This window comes from Pedobacter sp. AC464 (assembly GCF_979253075.1).
The window spans coordinates 1,253,195-1,276,281 of sequence record NZ_CEEDBV010000001.1; the positions used below are offsets into that span (position 1 = coordinate 1,253,195).

The following is a 23,087-nucleotide window of genomic DNA, read 5'->3' on the forward strand; positions in this document are numbered from 1 at the left end:
GTTATTGGAAATCGCTGATTTCCGGCTGTAAACTTGAACATTATTAAGCAAATAAATACGTGCATCACAGATTAGCAGTAAAAAGGTTCAATTAACAATTGCACATCAACCAATCAAGAAGTTATCTTTTCGCGGAAAACTACTGAGATAAAAACAATACCATAATATAGTTTGATGCTAATTTATTTTTAATTTCGTGGCATTATGAAAGAAACAGTGGTGAGCGGCATCCGCTCTACAGGAAAATTACATTTAGGTAACTACTATGGCGCAGTAAAGAATTTTGTAAAAATGCAACATGATTACAATTGTTACTTTTTTATTGCCGATTTACATTCATTAACAACACACCCTACACCAGCTGACTTACACGGCAATATAAAACATGTATTGGTTGAATACCTTGCGAGTGGAATAAACCCGGAAACGAGCACCATTTATATACAAAGTGATGTACCCGAAATAGCCGAATTGTATCTTTATTTAAACATGAATGCTTACATGGGCGAACTTGAGCGCAGTACTTCATTTAAAGATAAAGTTCGGGCAAATCCGGATAATGTTAATGCAGGCCTGCTAACCTACCCGGTTTTGATGGCAGCAGATATTTTGATTCATAAGGCTACAAAAGTACCTGTTGGCAAAGACCAGGAACAGCATCTGGAAATGGCCCGCACCTTTGGCAACCGTTTTAACAGGTTATACAATACCGAGTATTTCCCCGAACCCTATGCTTTCAGTTTTACAGAAAAACTTGTGAAAGTGCCAGGATTAGACGGAAAAGGCAAAATGGGAAAATCGGAAGGCGAAGCTAATGCCGTGTACTTATCAGATGATCCTGAAACCATCCGCAAGAAAGTTATGAGGGCAGTAAGCGATGGTGGTCCGACGGAGGAGTACCAGCCAAAACCCGAGGCCATTCAAAATTTATTCGATTTGATGAAGGTTGTTTCGAGCGAAGACACCCTCAATCATTTCGATGATTTGTACAATAAGATGCAAATTCGTTATGGCGATTTTAAAAAGCAATTAGCCGAAGATATGATCATCGCTACTGCGCCAATGCGTGAAAAAATTCAGGATATTGCAAAAGACGACTCCTACTTAAGACAGGTTGCTAAACACGGCGCTTTAAAGGCTCGCGAAAGTGCTCAAAAAACGATAAGAGAAGTGAGAAGCTTAATCGGGTTCAAAAGTTTTTAATTAATTTAATAGATTTGAGGTAAAGGCACTCTTTGTAAAGTTTCCTCATTCATATCACAGAAAAAAAATATGCACATAGCAATAGTAGGAAATATAGGTGCAGGTAAAACCACTTTAACTGGTTTATTGGCGAAAAATTATGGATGGGAAGCTTTATACGAAGCTGTAGACAATAATCCGTACCTGGAAGATTTTTACAGCGACATGAAACGCTGGAGTTTTAACCTTCAAATTTATTTTCTAAATAGTCGTTTCCAGCAAATTACAGATATTGAAGTAAACAAACGGAACGTAATACAAGATAGAACGATTTATGAAGATGCCCATATTTTTGCCGAAAACCTGCACGATATGGCCTTGATGACTACCCGTGATCATGATAATTACCGTGCGATTTTTGACAACATTACTTCGTTTATTAAACCGCCGGATCTGCTCGTTTACCTGCGTGCATCTGTACCTACTCTGGTGAATAACATTCAACGTCGCGGCCGTGAGTATGAGGCAGGCATTCGCATCGATTATCTGTCAAAACTGAACGAAAAATATGAAGCCTGGATTAAAGGCTATAATCTGGGAAAATTGTTAATTTTAGATAAGGACAAACTGGATTTTACAAACAATCCTGAAGATTTAGGACAGGTTATACAATCCATTGAAGCGGAAATAAACGGTCTTTTTTAAATTGGCAATGGCTAAAGATTTTCAAAAAGATAGTCCTGAAAACTGGAAATGGGGCATAATTTATTTCAACAGGAATGATTCACGATTCGTTTTACCAAAACGCGAATTGGGTTTTGGTTGGACTTTAAATTTCGCGCATCCTATTTCATACATCTTTACCGGGCTAATTTTAGCATTTGTTGCCTATAAAATTTATCAATAGCATGAGCCAGTTTAAAATTATTGGAATCATTCCTGCCCGTTACGCTTCAACCCGCTTTCCGGGCAAACCCTTGGTTGATATTGCCGGCAAATCCATGATACAACGTGTTTATGAGCAGGCAGCAAAATCAGAAAGCCTCTCGAAGGTAGTTGTTGCAACAGATGATGAGCGCATTGCAGATGAAGTTACAAGATTTGGCGGGAGCTTTGTTTTTACCTCATCAAACCACCAAAGTGGAACGGACAGATGCGCTGAAGTTATTGAAAAAATGCCCGATTTTGATATCGTCATCAACATTCAGGGCGATGAACCCTTTATCGAACCGGCTCAGATTGACTTGCTTGCAAGTTGCTTTACCGAAGAAAAGGTACAATTAGCAACGTTGATTAAACCGATTGAAAGCCAGGAAAGTATTTACAACCCCAACAGTCCCAAGGTTGTTATCGATGTAAATGGCCGGGCAATGTACTTTAGCCGTAGTCCGATTCCATTTATTAGAAACGGCGAGCCTGGCGTTTGGGCCGAGAAACATCGGTTTTACAAACATATCGGCATTTACGGTTACAGAACCGAATCGCTGAAGGCCATTACAAAACTTCCTCCCTCTTCGTTAGAAATAGCCGAAAGCCTGGAACAATTGCGGTGGATTGAAAATGGATTTTACATTCAAACTAAGGTAACAGATTTGGAAACCGTTGCCATTGATACACCTGAAGACCTTAAAAAACTTAACAAGCTTTTAAAGGTCTTAAAACTGGAGTAAATCTTAACTTGTTATAAAATTATTAGTTTTGATTATGAGAAAATTTTTGCTGCTACTGTTTTGTTGTCCTCTTTTTTTTGGAAGCTGTAATAACAGCGACAACAAAAAAGCTGATGCCATCGAATTTAAAAATGTTAACTCCAGCATTGCGAAATCATTTTCTGATTTGAACACCCAGGATACTTTTAAAATCGAATTAACCGGTAGAAAACCAGAAGACATGGTTCTGAATTTTTCCATCAAAAATGCTAAAGGCGCCGAAATTTATAACGTAAAATTAAAAGGTACCGAGCTTGTTGGCAATACCGATCCAAATATTGATTTATCAAAAGAAAAAGACCAGATTATTTTCCTAAAGACCATAGCAAACGATTTTTTTAGCGACGATAATTTCCTTGAACCTGCGGTGATGCCAGAGGATAAGGCGGATAACAACGCACCTGACAAGGCGCTTTACGAGGAGTTAAAAAAATCGGAATTGAATGGTTTTAAATATCGTTTGGGCAAAGAAAATAACGTTTATATTGCCTGGAGTGAAAAAGAAAAAAAGGTTAAAATATATTATCAGTGTTGCTAAACACTAAATATGAGCAATTCGAAAAGCCAACTATCACGAAGAGTTACTTTTGGCTCAGGATATTTTTTCGCCACAGGTGCTCAAAACAATAGCAAATACTTTCCATCGAACCCTAGTTTTTCAACCGGCCAAAACTTTTGTTTTTGTCGGCTATAGCTAAGAGACAGTTTGCTGAATTTCGTTATAAAAGCGAAAATAAAAGCCAGTTTCGGGTTAGTTTTCTGAATCACACCAGTTTATCATATTTAAAAATACAGCGTTTTATTTATGCGCTACCGAGTAATTTTGTTACCTTTGTACCCCGTACAAAAAGCAACATTTTTTGCCTTTGTTGCATAAATTCAGAAACATGACTAAGTATATTTTTGTTACGGGCGGTGTTACTTCCTCTTTGGGTAAGGGCATCATCTCCGCTTCTTTAGCTAAACTTTTACAGGCACGGGGTTATCGTGTAACCATTCAAAAATTCGATCCTTATATCAACATCGACCCTGGAACCTTAAATCCTTATGAACATGGCGAGTGCTTTGTAACAGAAGATGGTGCCGAAACTGATTTGGATCTTGGTCACTACGAACGCTTTTTAAATGTTCCAACCTCTCAGGCAAATAACATAACAACAGGCCGCATTTATCAAAATGTAATCAGCAAAGAGCGCAAAGGCGAATATTTAGGCAAAACCGTTCAGGTTGTTCCACACATTACCGATGAAATTAAACGCAACATGCGTATTCTGGGCGATAGCGGAGAATACGATATCGTAATTACCGAGCTGGGTGGCACCGTAGGTGATATCGAATCGCTACCATTTATCGAGGCAGTTCGCCAGTTTAAGTGGGAAGAAGGCAGTACAAATGCAATTGTAATACACTTAACGCTGGTTCCCTACCTTGCAGCCGCCGGCGAATTGAAAACAAAGCCAACTCAACACTCCGTAAAAGCACTTTTAGAGTACGGCATCCAGCCTGATATTTTAGTTTGCAGAACAGAGCATCATTTAGGAACCGATCTAAGAAAAAAAATTGCGCTGTTTTGTAACGTTAACATCAACGCAGTAGTCGAATCGATGGATGCATCAACTATTTATGATGTTCCGCTGCTGATGCTGAAAGAACAACTAGACAAAACAGTTCTATCTAAATTAAAGTTACCAACGAAGAACGATCCGGATATGGAAAGCTGGAAGGACTTTCTTGGTCGCCTTAAAAACCCAACTGCCGAGGTTAAAATTGGTTTAGTTGGAAAGTATGTTGAGTTACCGGATGCTTATAAATCCATTATCGAATCTTTTGTACACGCAGGTTCGAGAAACGAATGCAAGGTAAAAGTGGAATACATCCACTCAGAAAGCATTTTCCCTGATAACGTAAAAGAAAAACTTGGACACCTTCAGGGCGTTCTAGTTGCACCGGGCTTTGGCAGTCGTGGTATTGAAGGTAAAATTGACACCATTAAATACGTTAGAGAAAATAATATTCCTTTCTTTGGAATTTGTTTGGGCATGCAGTGTGCCGTTATAGAATATGGCCGTAATGTTTTGGGTTTGAAGGGTGCGCACACGGTTGAAATTGAAGAAAATGCTGAGAATCCTGTAATTAACATGATGGAAGAGCAGAAAAAAATAACCAATAAAGGCGGAACGATGCGTTTGGGTTCATATCCATGCGACATTAAGAAAGGCACAAGAGCTTTCGCTATTTATGGTAAACAACACATAAACGAACGTCATCGCCACCGTTATGAGTTTAATAATGAATATTTAACACAGTATGAAAATGCAGGCATGATTGCTTCGGGTATTAATCCTGAATCTGGTCTTGTAGAGATAATTGAGTTAAAAAACCATCCTTTTTTCGTTGGCGGACAGTTCCACCCCGAATTAAAATCAACAGTAGCAAATCCTCATCCACTTTTTGTTAAATTTGTGGCCGCTGCAATGGAGTATGCTAAAAAGAAAACAAATTAACTGCAGCATAAAAATTAATAATGGATAGAAATACCTTTACAGGATTATTCCTGATTATGATCATCTTGGGCGGATCATTCTACTTCTTCAGACCAAGTGAAGCGGAACTTAAAAAAGCCAAAGAAACTGAAAGAATAGATTCCCTTAAAAAAGCCGGTGCTGTGATAGCGCCAAAAGATACGGTAATAAAAGCTTCACCAATTGCTCCGGTTGTTGATTCGCTTGCATTAAAGGGCCCTTTTGGAACTGCAATTGCCGGAACAGAATCGAAAACAGTTCTTGAAAACGAAAACTTATTAATTACCTTAACAAATAAAGGCGGTAAAATTTTATCAGCACAGGTAAAAGGTCAGAAAACTTTCGATGGAAAACCACTAATTCTTTTTGATGGTGGTGCAAATAAATTTGGCTTAAACCTGAATGTTGCGGGTAAAGTTGTTAACACAAACGATTTATATTTCAGCCCTACCAAAACAGGAAACAAGGTAATTATGCGTGCCAATTACGGCACAAATGCTTATGTTGAATTTACTTACGATTTAAAAGCGCTAAGTAACAAAGTTGCTTTCAATGTAAACCTCGTGGGTTTGCAACAGGCAATTTCTGGTAACAGCATTAATTTGAACTGGGAAGCAACATTGCTTCAGCAAGAAAAATCTATAGAAAGTGAGCATCGTTACTCTGCGCCTTATTACAAATATTTAGATGGTGATGTAAACCACTTAAGTGTTTCTAAAGACGAAAAAGAAGAACTTTCAAAAGCTAAAATTCAGTGGATTTCTTTTAAACAACACTTTTTCTCGGCTTCATTAATATCAAAACAGCCTTTTGAAAAAGGAAGTTTAGAAGTTAAAATCCCAACAACTCCCGGCCAGATTAAATTCTACGGCGCTAATATGCAGTTGCCTTATACACACCAGGCAAATCAGGCATATGAGATGGAGTTTTATTTCGGAACAAACAAATTTTCAGCTTTAAAAGCACAGGGCTACGATTTAGAGCAACAGGTTGACATGGGTTACTGGCCGTTAAAATATGTTAACCGTTTTATTGTATTGCCGGTTTTCAATTTTCTTAATGGATTCAACTGGAGTTATGGCTTAATTATTTTTGCTTTAACCATATTGCTTAAACTTGCCTTGTCTCCCCTAACCTACAAGTCGTATTTATCGATGGCAAAGATGAGGGTGTTAAAACCTGAAATGGATGAAATTAAAGCGAAGGTTGGCGAGGATAATCCTACTTTAGTTCAGCAGGAATATTTAAAACTCTACAAGAAAGCTGGTGTTAACCCGCTAGGTGGTTGTTTGCCAATGGTTTTGCAACTTCCGCTGGTAATGGCCTTTTTCTTCTTTTTCCCTAATTTATTCGAACTCAGACAGGAAAGTTTCCTTTGGATGAAGGATTTATCAACGTATGACGAATTTATTCGCTTCGGTGTAAAAATTCCTTTCATCGGCGACCACTTAAGTTTAATGTGTGTATTGATGACCATCTCTACCTTGATCATGACTTATTTCAACAATCAGGTTTCTGGTGCTACCGGCCAAATGAAATACATCGGTTATATTATGCCGGTTATTTTCTTAGGCGTGTTAAACAGCTATCCGGCAGGTTTAAACTATTACTATTTCTTAGCCAACTTAATGACTTTCGGACAGCAGTTCTTGATTCGTAAAATGGTTGATGATGATAAAATTCATGCTTTAATTCAGCAAAATAAAGCCAGACCCGCAGACGAGAAAAAGAAAAAGTCTAAATTTCAACAACGTTTAGACGATTATATGCGTCAGCAACAACAACAGCTTCCTACAAAAGGAAAAAAATAATTTATTCGAGTAAAGCGTAAAAGCTGCAAGTGGCCTGGGTGTTTAATGAACATTCAGGCCATTTCTCTTTAGCTAATGTGTAAAACCACTTAAATTTTGTAATATTTGACGTACATCCTTTCTATTAAGGTAAAAAATTGCAATTTTTATAAATCAAATCTCAACCAACAAATTAATTCATTCTTAAAATGCAAAAAAGACTAACAATTATTCTATTCTTCGTTGTCAGCTTTGCCTACGCACAAAAAAAACCATTAGATCATAAGGTTTATGATACCTGGGAAGCAGTAGGTACAAAGCAGTTATCAAACAATGGCCAACTAGCCTTATATAGTGTTTTACAACAGGAAGGTGACGCAACTTTGTATATAACCAACTTTAAAACAAACTCAAAACTTACCGTTCCACGTGCTGCTGTTGGTCAGTTCAGTAACGACTCCAAATTTGCAGCGTTTTTGATAAAACCTTTTTATAAAGATTTGCGCCAGGCGAAAATTAAAAAAACGAAACCTGATGCAATGCCGAAAGATACCTTAGGCATCGCTAATCTGACCAGCAACACCGTTACAAAAGTAGCCAGGGTAAAATCGTTCAAAATGCCCGAAACGGGTTTTGGCTATTTAGCTTACCAGCTGGATAAACTGGATACCACAAAAAAAGCGACTGCTGTTGCGCCAAAGAAAGATAATGAAAATGATTTCGCGGATGATGAACCAGCCGGAGGCATTAAAAAAGAAGAAGGTACCGACCTTATCGTTAAAAACCTCTTAACAGGTGTAGATAAAACTTATAAGTATGTTACCGATTACGCGTTCAGTAAAGATGGCAAGCAACTTGTTTTTGCCTGCAGCGGTTCTAAAAAAGATAAAACAGCGCCACAAGGGGTTTACCTTTTAAACACTGAAAAAGGATTATTGAAAACGCTTGTAAAGGGCAAAGGAAGCTTTAAGGGTTTTACCTTTGATGAAGAGAGTGAACACCTGGCTTTCATCGGTGAACAGGATCCGGAGAAAAAAGAAGTTAAAAACTATAACATTTACTACAACTCGCTCACACTTGATACCGCTCAAACAATTGTTGATTATGACATGCCGGGCTTACCCGCAAAATGGTCTGTGAGTGGCGATGGCAGAGTAAACTTTAGTAAAGACGGCAAAAAATTGTTCTTCGGCATTGCCCCTGTTAAAAAACCAAAAGATACCACCATTGTGGATTTTGAAGTTGCCAAAGTGGACGTTTGGAACTATAAAGATGATTACCTGCAACCAATGCAGCTTAAAAACGCAGATAGAGATGGCAAAAGGAGTTTTCTTTCGGTAATTGACGTTTACAGCAGCGACCCGAAGGTTGTGCCTTTAACGGATCTAAGTTTGCCTGATGCAAATATGGTTAGCGATGGCGATGCAAACTTTGTGCTTGCATCTACCGATTTTGGCCGGAGAATAGAATCGCAATGGAGTGGTTCTACGCTTAGAGATTATTATTTGGTTGATACAAAAACCGGACAGCGCAAAAAAATAATTGAGAAGCTTAACGGAAACGCAACGGCCTCGCCTGGCGGTAATTATGTAATTTATTTTGATGAAAATACCTCTAACTGGTTTACTTATCAGGTAGCTACCGGAAAAATTACGCAACTCAATAATGGAATGAACGTTAAGTTTGCCGATGAAGAAAATGATGTTCCGGATACACCGAAAGCTTATGGTATTGCAAGCTGGACAGAAGACGACAAAGCCGTTTTGATTTACGACCGCTTCGACATCTGGTCCTTTTCTCCAGATGGAAAATCGCCGGCAAAGAACATTACCAACAACTTTGGCCGGGATAATAAGATAACGCTTCGTTACCAGCGCACACAGCAAGATAACCGCTTTGAGCGTGGAGCCGATACTAAATTTGTGAAAGCAAATGAGTTGGTTTGGTTGGATGGTTTCAATAACGTAACCAAAGAAAATGGTTTTTACCGAAAAAATGTTGGCACTGTTAAAAACCCCGACCTGGTGGTGATGGGTAAAACAAAGTACTCGAACCTGCTTAAAGCAAAAGATGCCGATGTTTATATTTTTGATAAAGGAAATTATGTGGCTTCGCCCGATGTTTACGTTACGAGTGATTTCAAAACCGAGACTAAACTGACAGCAACTAATCCGCAGCAAGCAAGCTACAATTGGGGAACTGCAGAATTGGTGAAGTGGACTACGCCGAAAGGCTACCAATCAGAAGGTATTTTGTATAAGCCAGAAAACTTCGATCCCAGTAAGAAATATCCGATGATTGTTTATTTCTACGAAAAATTATCTGATGGTTTATATGCATATCAGGCGCCAGCCCCAACGCCATCGCGGTTAAATATTTCATTTTTTGTAAGTAACGGTTATTTGGTTTTCGCACCCGATATTACTTATACAACTGGTCATCCCGGCCAATCTGCTGTAGAATTTATAAATTCTGGTGTAGAAAATTTGAAGAAAAACAGCTGGGTTGATGGCAAGAAAATTGGAATTCAGGGCCAGAGTTGGGGAGGATATCAGGTTTCTTACTTAATTACTCAAAACGATATGTACGCAGCAGCCTGGGCTGGTGCGCCAGTGGCTAACATGACCTCTGCATACGGCGGCATTCGTTGGGAAAGTGGCATGAACCGCCAGTTCCAATATGAAAAAACACAAAGCCGTATCGGTGCCACACTTTGGGAAAAGCCTGAGTTGTACATCGAAAACTCCCCTCTTTTTATGTTCCCTAAGGTGAACACCCCTGTTGTGGTTATGGCAAACGATGCGGATGGAGCCGTGCCATGGTATCAGGGTATAGAAATGTTTACTGGTTTGCGCAGGTTAGGAAAACCCGTTTGGATGCTGAATTATAACGGTGAAGCACACAACCTTGTTCAACGCCAAAACCGTAAGGATATTCAAATTCGTGAACAACAGTTTTTCGATTACTACCTGAAGGGTGCTAAAGCGCCAGCGTGGATGACAAGCGGTGTTCCCGCAACAGAAAAAGGTAAAACCTGGGGTTTTCAACTAACAGATGATAAACCTTAAATAAACCAAGTACGATATAGGAAAAGCAAGATGGCCACAAGGTTATCTTGCTTTTCTTTTAAACAAGCAGATTTATTATTCAATATTTTGGTATTTTGTACCCTTTAAACTAAACAAGTTAATTAAATGGCATTAAGTAGAATCTGGTCGGCATTTATTATTGTGGCAATTGTTGTTGCCTCTATTAAGTGTTTCTTTTTCGGACAAACAGATATTTTCAACTGGATGGTAATTGGAAAGTCTTCAGACCCTTTAAATCCATTAAAATTAGATGGCATCATCGAAACCTGCTGGATTGCTGTAGACCTTTGTATTAAACTTATCGGCACACTGGCACTTTTTATGGGCTTGATGAGCATCGCGGAAAAAGCTGGCGGAATTCGCTTGCTTTCCCGTATTATTGGCCCATTCTTCTCAAAATTGTTTCCTGATATACCAGAAGGCCATCCTTCCATGGGGCACATGATTATGAACTTTTCGGCAAATTTGCTTGGTTTAGACAATGCTGCGACACCATTTGGCATTAAAGCAATGGAAAGTTTGCAGGAACTAAATCCAAATAAAGACACCGCAAGTAACTCACAAATTATGTTTCTCTGCTTGCACGCTGCCGGTTTATGTTTAATTCCGGTGAGTGTAATTGCAATCCGGTCGACACAAAACGCCCAAGATCCAACAGATATATTTATTCCCTGTTTAATCGTAACCTTCGTTGGCACAATGGCCGCAATGTTAATCGTATCATTCAAGCAAAAAATAAACCTGCTGCAACCAGTTATTATAACCTGGGTTTTAAGTATCTCGGCAGTGGTTGGCCTGCTTGTTTGGTATGTAAGCAAGCTAAATGCGGATAGTATAAAATCTTTTTCGGGGTTGTTAAGCGGCGGTATAATTTTATTGATTTTTCTGTTGATTGTATTGGGCGCATTATACAAGAAGATTGATGTGTTCGATGCTTTCATTGACGGAGCAAAAGGTGGCTTTGAGACAGCATTGAAAATTATTCCTTATTTGGTTGGAATTTTGGTAGCCGTGAGCATGCTGAGAACCAGCGGCACGTTCGATGTTGTGATGAGTGGAATAAAAAATGCTTTCATATTTTTCGGTGCCGATGTAAGGTTTGTCGACGCGCTGCCTACCGCTTTAATCAGGCCGCTAAGTGGCGGTGCTGCCCGGGGAATGATGGTTAGTACAATGATTGCAAGCGGCCCGGATTCATTTGCAAGTAAATTGTCAGGCGTTTTTCAAGGTGCCTCTGATACGACATTTTATGTTGTCGCGGTATATTTTGGCTCTGTAGGGATAAAAAATACCCGCTATGCCATTGGTTCGATGCTGCTGGCCGATTTGGTTGGCGTGTGCACCGCAATTGCGCTGAGCTATATGTTTTTTGGTTGAGAAATTGGGGATAAATAAAAAAAGCGCTGTTCTCATTTGAACAGCGCTTTTTTTTATTTAAATGCGAGGAAAACCTGTCTGCCTCCATTCTGCCCAAGAAAACCGTCAGTTTTAACTCCGGCAATACTTAGTAAATTAAAAAATAACATCGCCGACTAACCGAGGTCTCGAGTCGTTATTGAAAACTTCTAGCCATCGACAAATGAGTTGTTTCAATCACTTGGTTTAATAGTTGTAATGAAACCCGTAGAAGTATTTAAATTAGCAATTCAAAGTTGCTGTCAGAATACCTAATACTTTAAGGTATTTATCTCTAAATTAGGCTAGAGCTGGACTTAGACTTAAGCTACACCAAAAAACTACAAACTGAAAAATACCGCACAATGCAGCATAAGCCGCATGTTAGCGGTAGATAAGAATGGGCAACAATTTCATTACAAAATTATGAAACTGCTTGCGGTAAAGATATACGATTGATAATTTCATCGATTGCGTCTGCGTCAATCACAGCATTTTTCGAAGCACACCATTTGGAAGATTTATTATCCATCCAAATACAGAAAGAATGATAACCATCCAACACAACCGCATAGGTTTCGTGGAAATCGTCGTGGATGCGCATACAAAATCCTTTAAAAATTTTGCCTCTAACAATAAATTGCAGGGTAGAATAATCTGTTAACATGGCTCATTATATTTTTGGTAAAGTTATAACACACAAGAAATGAGAATGTTTCGTTAATTTAAAGGAATTAACAATTTTTTACTAAGGGCGTACAAAAAGCTTAACCTATGCTTAACATATTAGAATATCCTTTAGCTATTAAACGATTTTTTGCGGGCAAAAATACTTCACATTGTAAATTTATTATTGTTTTCCCTTTCTTCACTACAGCAGTTTCCGCAATAATTTCATCACCCTCTTTTGCCGGTGCAAAGTAGTCGATATAATTACTAACGGTTGTGAACACGCTTTCCAAACCCATTGTATAAACCGTGGCGCCAATTAAATCATCGATAATGCCTGCGGTAACCCCTCCGTGCAAGATTTGATATGGATTTGTCATTTCTTTCCGAACGGTATAACTGCAAACTAAAATTCCATTTTCGGCCTTAACCAGTACCGGAGCAAGCCAGTTCATATAATTTGATGGTGAAGAGTCAATGACCCGACCGATTGATTGCCTCAATAAATTCAGGCGTTGTTCGCTTACAGTATTCATATTTAAAGTTAAGAAATATAAACCACCGCAGACATTAATTGAGATGTAGACGACCAGTTTATTCGGTTTTAATTTTTGAAATACTCAAATGAGTCCCGATTGGAACGATGACTTTAAAGCTAAAGTTTCTCCCCATATTGTAAATGCCCGATCGGTCGTTGGGCGACTGGCTGTAATATTCAAAATATTTGAGCCTGTTGAGGTTAGACTGGTAGGCTTTATTGAAGACATTATCGCACTGAATAAAAATATCAAATATTTTTTTACCGGTGCTTGTTTTCACCGCTGAACCCATTCCGAAATTTAGCAAAGCATAACCGGCTGTATAAGTTTCTGTGTTATCCAAACCATAAAAACGATTTTGGGCTGCCATAAAAATGGCATCTACTTTGAAATAAGGTTTATCAAACATACCACTTTCGCTATTTGCGGTAATTTTTAGTTCAGAGCGCAGCTGCAAGGGCGGAATAAATGGCAAATATTTAGCAACACGTCCATGCTTTTGGAGCAAATCTTCATTTTTATTGAGGCCAACTACGTACGAGAGGCTGTTATTAAAACTTAGCCACTTCAAATTTCCCGGATGAAGATTAATACTCAATTCCGCCCCGTATAATCTGGCTTTCGATTGCTGATATTGATAAGTGATATTGCCTGGCACAATAACCACTGGATTTCCATTTTCGTCCGTTAAGCGGCTTTGATAAATATAATTCTGGATGCTATTATTAAAAAACTCCAAACTTAGATCGGCATCTTTCAGATAAGCAATTAAACCTATATCCTGCTGCAGATTAAATTCTGGCTTGAAGTTTCTGTTTCCGAGATAAACGATGTGCGCACCTGGATCTAATCCGTTAGAACCAATCTCCGTAATGTTCGGTGCACGATAACCCCTTGCAATGTTAGCTTTTAGTAAAAACTTTTCAGAAATATTATACGTTAAGCCTAAACTGCCTGATAAACCATAGTAGCTTTTCTGGAAAGCAGGAAACTGAAGTCCGGCGTTTGGAGAACCTGCATTAACCTGCTTTCCAAAACCTGTATCAGCATTTGTACCGACATAAAAATTTTCCCATTTAATGTTTCTTCTATCCAAACGTACACCACCAGAAACATCTACTTTGCCAAGGGTTCTTTTCGCAAAATAAAATGCCCCAATATCAAAAAGGTTGTAGTCCGGAATTGGAAAATCTGTAGCCGATTTGCTTCGGTTGCCCTGAAACATTCCATTAAGGCCAATTGTACTTTCAATACCTGCAAAATCTGGCAGGTTATATTTAACATCATAATTTAAAGTGTTTAAAACAACATAGAGTCCGGCCTGTGATGGCATTGTTGGATGATTAAACTCCCGCCGCACACTCTGCTGCGCACCAATAAGCAAATTTAAATCGCTTCCTCCCAGTTTGAACTGGCTTGCGTTGTAAAACCGGTAATGCTGTATGTGCTGATGCAGGGGATTGATTGAGTAAGCCGTTAGGTCATTTTCAGAGACTACCGGTCTGTTTTTCACATCATCTCGGACGTCCAAAACCTGCCTGGTAAATTTCCTAGTCAATGAATCACGACTACCATCCGGAATTTCCATCAGGTTATCATAATAGGTTAATGCGGTTTTGGAATATCCCCAGTTTTTGTCAACCCGTGCACTTGCCGACAAATTATACTCCCGGAAAGCCGTACCAAAAACATAGCCATCAACCGGATTGTAATAATTATGGGCTGTTTTACCGGTTGCTCGAAAGGTGTATTTCCAATCGTCTTTTCTATAGGCGAGCCCCAGCGAACTTCCAAACATCCCGTTATTACTTTGATAATTCGATGTAAAATCGCCAATTAAAGTTTTGTTTTGAAAATCAGGATTTGAGGGAATCATATTAATTACTCCAGCCAATGCATCTGAGCCGTACGTTAAGCTTGCCGGCCCTTTAACCACTTCCGCCCTACCAATTCCATATTCATCTACTTCAATGCCATGCTCATCGCCCCATTGCTGCCCCTCCTGCCGAAGGCCATCATATAAAGTTAATACTCTGTTATATCCTAAGCCTCGGATAAATGGCTTTGAAACATTAGGCCCTGTAGTTACTGCAGATACGCCCGGCACCCCTTTCACAATGGCGTCTATCAAATTTGTACTCACATTCTGGTCCATCACCTTTTTCGAAAGCACGGCTATAGGTACCGGACTCTTTCGCAATTCGGTAGCACGGTTTACGCCGGTTACAACCACGTCATTTAGGTTTGATATAATCTGCTCAAGGTTTGCATTGAAAATTTCATTCCTATTTTTCATGGAAACCTTTAGAGTTTTGGAAGCGTAGCCAACCTTGGAAAAAATTAGGCTATAGTTTCCAAACGTGAGCATATCTAGCGTGTAGTTACCTGCTGCATCGCTTCTGGTAGATTTATTTAATCCCAAAACTCTGATGGTTACGTTTTCTATTGGCTTGTCTTCATTACTCACCACCCCACTTAAAGTAGTTTGCTGAGCGAATGTGACCGTTGGAACCAGCGAAAGAAAAAAGATAGCGAGCGTAAGTAAGCGATGATTCATATATATCTAAACTTATTTTTAGACAAATCTAAATTTATTTTTAAATAAATCAAATTAAATAAATTAATGCTTTGAACACCGCATGAATTAAGCGGTAAGCCGGCGACAGTTAACACCAAGACGCTTGTCGTAAAAAATCAGTTTATGGATGGTAATGATTAAAATTTTTGCGCATCGAAGCAAAACTGCCAGTGAATTCCGTTTAAAATGATAATTTATGAGGTATTTCCTTGATTTTTCGCATAAAAAAACCCTCTTTAAAATTAATTAAAGAGGGTTTTTGTACCCCGGAAGGGACTCGAACCCCTGACCCTCGGTTTAGAAAACCGACGCTCTATCCAGCTGAGCTACCGAGGCTCATTTTTTAATGTGTGCAAATATAGAAGTTCTTATCAAAAAAGAGCAAATTAATTTCAAATTTTCAACGGCAGATTGGCTTAGAATTCAAAGAAAAATGTTAACTCTTTAAGCTATAAGTATTTAATTGATATTTGCAGCCAGCAAACGGAAATACGCCCTTTAATGCTTGAAAGCTTAATCCTTTGGTTCCCAAAGTTCGACCTTATTGCCTTCAGCATCGAGGATATGTACAAACTTTCCATAATCAAAGCGCTGTACATCATCCACTATCGTAACACCTTCACTTTTTAGCTCTGCTACTAATGCTTCCAAATTCTCGACCCGGTAATTTATCATAAACTGGCTCGTTGATGGTTCAAAGTATTTTGTGGTTTCCGCAAAAGGTGTCCATTGTGTTTGAGCCTTCTTTGTACTATCGTCCTTTTCAAACCACTCAAAACTTGCCCCATAAGGATTGGTGTCTAAACCTAAATGTTTTTTATACCACTCCGTAATTTTTTTTGGGTCTTTGCATTTAAAAAAAATGCCCCCGATGCCTGTTACCTTTTTCATATTTGCTTGTTTAGTTTGTTTTAAAATAATGGTTTTGAACGCAAATCCCGATATAAATGAGACCATAACCATCACTAAAACTAATATTATTTTTGCATTTTCTATATATTTATGTTGAATGAATCATCAGGTTTAACGTTGAAAACTAATTTCCGATTTTCGAAAATTGTTTCAACAAGCTAATTATCAGATTTTAAAACTATTGGGGAGGATTTCGTAATATCAATAACGACACAACGTATTGAATGATAATTCTTAGGAAAAGAATTAATAAAAAGGGCGAGAGAAGATAATCATTACTGCTTATCTAGCGAATAAACAATAAGAAAAAACTTTGACGAAAAAGCCTTAGTTAGGCATCTTCGCCATTCCAAATATCATCATCAGCATGCTTGATCTCATCGTTGCTTCCGCTAACACTTCGTAACTCTTCATGATGATAGTTTCTTTCCGGATTTTCGGGCAGTTGATTATCATCGTCTACAGGACCTTTTCGTAAATGCTCTGGCTTCTTTACTTCTGGCAAATCATCGTGAACTACTGACGGTTTAAGAATTTTTTTGCCTGGATTTGTGTTGTTTTCCATAATCAATTATCAAAACTAAAGTAATGCAAAAGTGATGTAAATTATCCGCACTGCAATGAATTATTTAATCTACTGGATTAACAAAATTACCCAATCGTGGTTTTAAAAAGAATTTCTAGCGAGATGATGGTAATAGAAAAAACGAATGAAACAGAGAAATTTAGCCCGAGTAAGTCTTGGGAGCGTTATTTAAAACAAAAACGGGGTATTTAAATTTGACCCGGCGAAAAGCAATTTTTTCGCCAGGTCAAATTTACGGCCTTTGGAGGACAGGCAGATTATGTTAAATATTTAGTTTAATAATTTCCGGTAACACCAAGTTCGAGGCCGCGAAGTTCTGCTAAACCCCTCAATCTTCCTATCGCTGAGTAGCCCGGGTTGCTCTGTTTCGCCAAATCATCCAGCATCTGGTGACCATGGTCGGGGCGGAAAGGTATCGGTTTTTCCCTCAGGGCATTTTCTTCAGATAAAGCTTTCATGATTTCGTACATGTTTACATCGCCACCCAAATGGTCGGCTTCGTAAAAACTGCCATCTTCATCTTTGGTTACATTACGCAAATGTGCAAAATAAACCCGTGCTTTCACTGCGTTGAAAATTTCTAATGCATTATTCTCTACACCTGCGCCAAGCGAGCCTGTACAAAAGCAAACGCCGTTAAAAGGTTTATCCACGTTGCTGAGGATGTAATTGAAATCATCAAGCGTACTTGCAATTCTTGGTAAACCCAAAATTGGATAAGGTGGGTCGTCTGGGTGGATGGTCATTTTTATACCCTCCTGTTCGCAAACGGCTGCAATTGATGAAAGGAAATAAACCAGGTTTTCCCGAAGGCCATTAAAACCAATCCTGGCATATTCATTAATGCTGTTGCGCAGGGTTTCCAGCTCAATTTCTTTCTCGTTGGGTATACCCATCAAAACATTGATGCGTAAATCATCAAGTTGCTGCTGGTTTAAAGTTGCAAACTTACTTTCAGCCCTTTCCAGAACTGAAACCGGGTAATCGTCTTTCGCACCGTCTCTTTTTAAAATATAAAGGTCGAAAACCGCTAAATCAATCCAGTTAAAATAGAGGGCTTTAGAGCCGTCGGTCATTTCCAGATCGAGCTGTGTGCGGGTCCAGTCTAACACCGGCATAAAGTTATAGCAAACGGTTTTTATGCCACAGGCAGCAAGATTTTGAAGGGAAATTTTGTAATTCTCGATGAATTTACCGGCATCAGCCCGGCGTGTTTTTATCGCCTCGTGCACCGGCACACTTTCTACAACAGACCAGCTCAGTCCTGCTGCCTCGATAATTGCCTTTCGTTCTGCGATATCAGCCAGCGGCCAGATTTCGCCATGTGGAATGTGGTGCAAAGCGGTAACTATGCCGGTTGCACCGGCCTGTTTCACGTCAGACAAAGTTACAGGGTCGTTAGGTCCGTACCAACGCCAGGTTTGTTCTAATTTTTTATATTTCGTTTCCATACATTATACTCCTGAAAAAGCGCAAAAACCGCCATCTACGGTTAAATTTTCCCCATTTACAAATTTTGATGCATCACTCAGCAAATAAACGAGTGCGCCAATAAGTTCTTCGGGATTTCCGAATCTCTTGTATGGCGTTTTCGAGATGATTGCATTTCCCCTGGCAGTTAAACTGCCGTCGGTATTTGTTAACAAAGCCCGGTTCTGGTTGGTAATGAAAAATCCAGGTACAATGGCATTCATCCTGATCTTATCGCCATACCGGTTAGCCAGCTCAACGGCCATCCATTTTGTGTAACTATCTACGGCAGACTTTGCTAAAGAGTAGCCCAACACCCTCGTAACGGCCTGCGTAGCCGAAACTGATGATATATTCACGATACTTCCACCCTGTTTCGCCAGCGTTTTACCAAATATCTGCGTGGGCAAAATGGTTCCAAATAGGTTTAAATCAAAAGCTTGTTTCAATGCCGGAACGTTTAGATCAAAAATATCCTTTTCAGGCTGAACTACCGCTTCGGCAACGTTGCCACCTGCTGCATTCACCAAGCCATCAATTCGTCCAAACTTAGCTAAAATAACGTTTTTGGCTTCTACAAGGGCATCTTCATTTAACACATCGGCAATGAGATAGATGGCATTGCCACCCTGCCGCGTTACTTCTTCAGCCCTTGCCTTGGCAACCTCTTCATTTCTACCCAATATTGCGATTGTAGCTCCGGCTGATGCTAAGCCGTTTACAAAGGCCTCTCCAAGTACCCCTGTTGCGCCTGTAACGACTACAACTTTATCTTTTAAAGAGAATAAATCTGATGTTTTAGTCATTAATTAATCTATTACTAAAGTAGTTATTGAATGTGGTAAACTTGTAGTTGTCGCCGCCTGACCTTTAATCCATAAGCTGTATTTCAGTTTCTCGTCCGATTGATTCATCACCACAACTGCAACTTTTCCATCGGTGTTAATAAAAGCTGTAGTTTGCAGTTTATCGCGACTGGAAGCCGAGCCAATTCTTTTTGCACCTGGGCGGATAAATTTCGAAAAGTGACCCATATAATAAAAAGCATTCGTGTAAATTAATTTATCGCTTTTCGTATCTGCATGTACAGGAGCGAAACAAAAATTGCCCACATGGTTTGGCCCACCGTTTTCATCTAAAAGGATATTCCAATCAGTCCACGCCGCTGTTCCGCTATTAAAATCGTTAATCATGGAGTAACCATAACGTTCGCCCAATGTCCAGTCATCCAATTTTGTCACGTCGTATTTCTCTTTACATCCTTCGGTGAAAATCAACGCTTTATCAGGATATGCTTCATGTGTTTGTTTAACATTACCGAATTGCATTGCACTTCCTGTCCAGGTTTCGTACCAATGAAAACCGATGCCCCATACATATTTTGCAGCATCCTTATCATTTAAAATTGTGCTGGCTCTTTGAAAAATCTGATCGCGGTTATGATCCCATGCAATTAATTTTTTCGAGGATAAACCTGATTTTTGTAAGGTTGGACCCAGGAAGTTTTTGATAAAATCACGTTCCTCCTCGGCAGTGTATACACAAGATTCCCAACGCTGTTTCGCCATTGGTTCGTTTTGAACACTTAAGCCCCATATTGGCATCCCCATCGACTCATAGGTTTTGATAAATTTAACATAGTGATTTGCCCAACTTTGGCGATATGCCGGCAGCAGATGCCCCCCGCCAATTAAACTATTGTTATCTTTCATCCAGGCAGGCGGCGACCACGGACTCACAAACAGCGTTAGCTTGCCCCCGGCAGCTTTTATTGCATCCTTAATCAGCGGAATTTTAAACTGCTTATCATGATCAACATTGAACGTTTTCAAATCCTTATCCTGGTCCTGTATATAAGTGTAGCTGCCACTCGAGAAATCGCAGCTCGCAATGTTTGTCCGGGCTAAAGTATAACCAATTCCACTGGTCGGGTTGTAATATTTCTCCATCAGTTCAGCCTGATTTTTTTTCGAGAGCTTCGCAAAGGTTTCTGCAGACGCATCAGTTAATGCACCACCAATACCAATCATTGTTTGATACCTGACTGTTGGGTCTATAAACACACATGGCTCTGTTTCGAAGGGCTGTCTGTTTTCGCTAAAACTTAACGTTTCGGTTTTGCGAATGCGATAGTCAGAATTTTCGGCGGTAACATATACCGATACCTTTTTGTTGCTAACCGAATAGCTTTGCATGGGTTTTGTTGCTTTTTTTAATTGTGCGTCTGCGGTGTAGGCAGTAGCTAAAATTAATAGCAGACTTAATTTTTGTTTCATGGGATTGGCTCGTTTATAGTAGAGGTTGTTGTTGCAATATTATAAAATTAATTGTGCAGATGCTACTTTAAAGTTTTGTTAATTTGGTTCAATAGATAGCCATTTACGTCTGAAGAATATTCCCAAAACATAACACCTGCCATATTATTTTTGAGTACATATTTACATTTCTCCTTCACCGATTCCTCATCATCATAAGTCATGAATTCCTTTGTTCCGGAGTTGAAAATGTAAGGTGCTTTTGCCTCCTTATCTACAAAGGCATTAAATCCATTCTTATTAATTAAACTATCTTTTAAAAAAGTATAACCCTTTCCATAAGAACCCGTTAAAACAGAATCACCTAAACCATTTGTTGAGTTATTTTTTAATGTGAAGGCCCTGCTGTAAAAAGCAATCCCCATCACCAGTTTATTTTCGGGTACACCGGCGGCAACAAATTCTTTGAAGGTATTATCTGCACTATGCGCCGAAGGAAATTTCGCAGAAGGATAAAGATTAGTGTGATGACCCGCAATAGCGCCGTTGTAGAAATCGTAAGTCATAAGGTTTACATAATCCAGATATTGCTGTACTTTATCCATTTCGGTGTGGTCGATGAAATTTCTAAAACCACCGGCGGCGATGGTCAGCAATTTCTTTTCATTTCTTTCTTTCTGCAGCACATCCAGCGCAACACGGAGTTCCTTAAGCATTAGCGTAAAGTTTTCTTTATCCTCTGGGCGATAGACATTGCCTTCCTCACCAGGAATACCCGGATACTCCCAGTCAATATCTACACCATCTAACTTATACCTGTCAATGATTTTGACGGCACTTTGGGCGAAGGCTTTTCTTGAGGTGTCAGAAAGAGCGGCGTCAGAAAAATTTTCACTCCATGACCAGCCTCCTATTGAAATCAAAATTTTCAGCTCTGGATTAACTTGTTTTAACTTAACCAGATTTTGGAAATTTAACGTATCAGTTCCTTCACGCTGCAAAAAAGCCCTGTTTTCTTTAATATTTACAAAGGCGTAATTGATATGCGTTAACTTTTTTGCATCAATACGGCTTAAATCTGCCAATCCTTTATAGCCACCAACGTAACCAATAACCACCTTTCTCTTGGCATTTTTATCAGACTGCATCGCGGTAAGCGCAACCGAGCCTACCAGCGCCAAAAGCGTAACGACCGATGATAATTTCATATAGACTTATTTTTTGCTTCGTAATAAAGCTTCAAGGAAATAATAGTCAGCATAGTTAATCGGCACATCTACCTCCGACTTTGCCGGACGATGGCCGGTGCTGTGCTCCAATATAAAGCCATAATTTGCACCAGGTTTACTCGTGTACTTAGTACTTAAAGAATACAAAATCTTATCGGCTGCCGCCTTATACTTTTTTCCTTCTTTGCTGTAGCCGGCAAGTTCATAAAGTGCAGATGCTGTTATCGCGGCCGCTGATGCATCTCTTGAAACATTAGGAATTTGCGGGTCGTTGTAATCCCAGTATGGTATGCCATCGGCAGGCGTTATTTTCGAACTTAAAATAAAGTTTGCAATACCATCTGCCTGAGCAAGGTATAATTTATTTTTAGTTTCTCGAAAGCACATGGTATAACCGTACAAGGCCCATGCCTGGCCGCGGGCCCAAGCAGATTCATTGGCATAACCCTGCGCTGTAATTTTTTGTAGAATGTGTCCGTTTTGTGCGGTATCGTAATCAATTACGTGGTACGAGCTGAAATCAGGACGGAAGTGATTCTTAATCGTGTTGTCGGCATGAGCAGTTGCGATTTTGTAAAATGAAGAGTCGCCGGTAAATTTTGTAGCTTCAAAAAGCAGTTCCAGGTTCATCATATTATCAATAATTACCGGGTATTTCCATTTATCGCCATTATGATCCCAGGATTTTAAAACACCGGCAGTTTTATTGAAACGTGTAGAAAGTGACTTAGCAGCCTGTATAATTACGGAACGATAGGCGGTATCTTTCGTCATTTTATAACCGTTTCCGAACGGGCAGTAAATCATGAAGCCTAAATCGTGGGTACCGCGGTTAAACTGCTCTTTTTTAATGTCTTCTGTGTATTTCTTTGCCAAATTTAGCCATTTCTTATCCTTGGTGTATTGATAAAAATACCAAAGTTCGGCAGGGAAAAACCCACTGGTCCAGTCTTTCGAAATAACCATTTTAAACTGGCCGTTCTCAACAGTTCTTGGCGACACGAGATTCGGCTTCACTTTTCTGGCAGAATCGACATTTTTAACAAGCAAATCTGTCTGTTTTGCTGCTGATGAGAAGGCCTTTGCAACATCAGTTTTTTGTGCTTTAACTGTACTGACAAACAGTACTGATACAAGCGCTATTTTAATTTTTAGTTTCATA

At 39.3% G+C, this 23,087-nt stretch carries 19 protein-coding genes and 1 tRNA gene; 9 read left to right on the forward strand and 11 right to left on the reverse strand.

The genetic code is table 11. The annotated features are described in order from the left end of the window. Positions 1 to 204 precede the first annotated feature (204 nt). From trpS to AC0IWT_RS05455, 9 genes are all read left to right on the forward strand, one after another. Positions 205 to 1,203, forward strand: coding sequence for a tryptophan--tRNA ligase (gene trpS, locus AC0IWT_RS05415; protein WP_056872439.1), 999 nt, complete (start codon positions 205 to 207; stop codon positions 1,201 to 1,203). Between the two features lie 69 nt (positions 1,204 to 1,272). Next, positions 1,273 to 1,887 carry a deoxynucleoside kinase gene (locus tag AC0IWT_RS05420; protein WP_056872440.1) on the forward strand — a complete coding sequence of 205 codons (615 nt, stop codon included), beginning with the start codon at positions 1,273 to 1,275 and terminating at the stop codon, positions 1,885 to 1,887. Between the two features lie 7 nt (positions 1,888 to 1,894). Continuing rightward, positions 1,895 to 2,089, forward strand: a complete 195-nt coding sequence (locus AC0IWT_RS05425) for a DUF5808 domain-containing protein (RefSeq protein WP_056872458.1) — start codon at positions 1,895 to 1,897, stop codon at positions 2,087 to 2,089. 1 nt (position 2,090) lies between these two features. Next, the gene (kdsB, locus tag AC0IWT_RS05430; protein WP_471796326.1) at positions 2,091 to 2,852 is read left to right on the forward strand and encodes a 3-deoxy-manno-octulosonate cytidylyltransferase; all 762 of its coding nucleotides are present in this window, start codon (positions 2,091 to 2,093) and stop codon (positions 2,850 to 2,852) included. 34 nt (positions 2,853 to 2,886) lie between these two features. Further along, positions 2,887 to 3,429: a hypothetical protein gene (locus tag AC0IWT_RS05435; protein ID WP_471796327.1), complete on the forward strand. Its 543-nt coding sequence runs from the start codon at positions 2,887 to 2,889 to the stop codon at positions 3,427 to 3,429. Between the two features lie 349 nt (positions 3,430 to 3,778). Continuing rightward, complete coding sequence (locus AC0IWT_RS05440; protein WP_471796328.1) at positions 3,779 to 5,395, forward strand: CTP synthase; 1,617 nt, start codon at positions 3,779 to 3,781, stop codon at positions 5,393 to 5,395. Positions 5,396 to 5,415: 20 nt separating this feature from the next. Further along, positions 5,416 to 7,224, forward strand: coding sequence for a membrane protein insertase YidC (yidC, locus tag AC0IWT_RS05445; protein WP_471796329.1), 1,809 nt, complete (start codon positions 5,416 to 5,418; stop codon positions 7,222 to 7,224). Positions 7,225 to 7,412: 188 nt separating this feature from the next. Further along, positions 7,413 to 10,271, forward strand: coding sequence for a S9 family peptidase (locus AC0IWT_RS05450; RefSeq protein ID WP_471796330.1), 2,859 nt, complete (start codon positions 7,413 to 7,415; stop codon positions 10,269 to 10,271). 126 nt (positions 10,272 to 10,397) lie between these two features. After that, positions 10,398 to 11,669, forward strand: a complete 1,272-nt coding sequence (locus AC0IWT_RS05455) for a nucleoside recognition domain-containing protein (RefSeq protein ID WP_471796331.1) — start codon at positions 10,398 to 10,400, stop codon at positions 11,667 to 11,669. A 442-nt stretch (positions 11,670 to 12,111) separates the two neighbouring features. Here AC0IWT_RS05455 and AC0IWT_RS05460 read toward each other — a convergent pair whose 3' ends face one another. From AC0IWT_RS05460 to AC0IWT_RS05510, 11 genes are all read right to left on the reverse strand, one after another. Then, on the reverse strand, positions 12,112 to 12,354 hold the full coding sequence (locus AC0IWT_RS05460) for a hypothetical protein (RefSeq protein WP_471796332.1): 243 nt from the start codon (positions 12,352 to 12,354) through the stop codon (positions 12,112 to 12,114). Between the two features lie 100 nt (positions 12,355 to 12,454). Further along, positions 12,455 to 12,892: a PaaI family thioesterase gene (locus AC0IWT_RS05465; protein ID WP_056872605.1), complete on the reverse strand. Its 438-nt coding sequence runs from the start codon at positions 12,890 to 12,892 to the stop codon at positions 12,455 to 12,457. Positions 12,893 to 12,950: 58 nt separating this feature from the next. Beyond that, positions 12,951 to 15,452 carry a TonB-dependent receptor gene (locus AC0IWT_RS05470; RefSeq protein ID WP_471796333.1) on the reverse strand — a complete coding sequence of 834 codons (2,502 nt, stop codon included), beginning with the start codon at positions 15,450 to 15,452 and terminating at the stop codon, positions 12,951 to 12,953. Positions 15,453 to 15,735: 283 nt separating this feature from the next. Further along, positions 15,736 to 15,809: transfer RNA gene (locus tag AC0IWT_RS05475), tRNA-Arg, on the reverse strand. A 177-nt stretch (positions 15,810 to 15,986) separates the two neighbouring features. Further along, positions 15,987 to 16,364, reverse strand: coding sequence for a VOC family protein (locus AC0IWT_RS05480; RefSeq protein ID WP_471796334.1), 378 nt, complete (start codon positions 16,362 to 16,364; stop codon positions 15,987 to 15,989). A 352-nt stretch (positions 16,365 to 16,716) separates the two neighbouring features. Beyond that, positions 16,717 to 16,950, reverse strand: a complete 234-nt coding sequence (locus tag AC0IWT_RS05485; protein WP_056872603.1) for a hypothetical protein — start codon at positions 16,948 to 16,950, stop codon at positions 16,717 to 16,719. Between the two features lie 296 nt (positions 16,951 to 17,246). Next, entirely contained in the window at positions 17,247 to 18,422 is a 1,176-nt protein-coding gene (gene uxuA, locus AC0IWT_RS05490) for a mannonate dehydratase (RefSeq protein ID WP_471796335.1), read from the reverse strand. Between the two features lie 3 nt (positions 18,423 to 18,425). Next, on the reverse strand, positions 18,426 to 19,247 hold the full coding sequence (locus AC0IWT_RS05495) for an SDR family oxidoreductase (protein WP_471796336.1): 822 nt from the start codon (positions 19,245 to 19,247) through the stop codon (positions 18,426 to 18,428). A 3-nt stretch (positions 19,248 to 19,250) separates the two neighbouring features. Then, complete coding sequence (locus AC0IWT_RS05500; protein ID WP_471796337.1) at positions 19,251 to 20,717, reverse strand: glycoside hydrolase family 30 protein; 1,467 nt, start codon at positions 20,715 to 20,717, stop codon at positions 19,251 to 19,253. A 62-nt stretch (positions 20,718 to 20,779) separates the two neighbouring features. Continuing rightward, entirely contained in the window at positions 20,780 to 21,904 is a 1,125-nt protein-coding gene (locus tag AC0IWT_RS05505) for a glycoside hydrolase family 18 protein (protein ID WP_471796338.1), read from the reverse strand. Between the two features lie 6 nt (positions 21,905 to 21,910). Then, the gene (locus AC0IWT_RS05510) at positions 21,911 to 23,086 is read right to left on the reverse strand and encodes a glycoside hydrolase family 88 protein (RefSeq protein ID WP_056872599.1); all 1,176 of its coding nucleotides are present in this window, start codon (positions 23,084 to 23,086) and stop codon (positions 21,911 to 21,913) included. Between the last annotated feature and the right edge of the window lies 1 nt (position 23,087).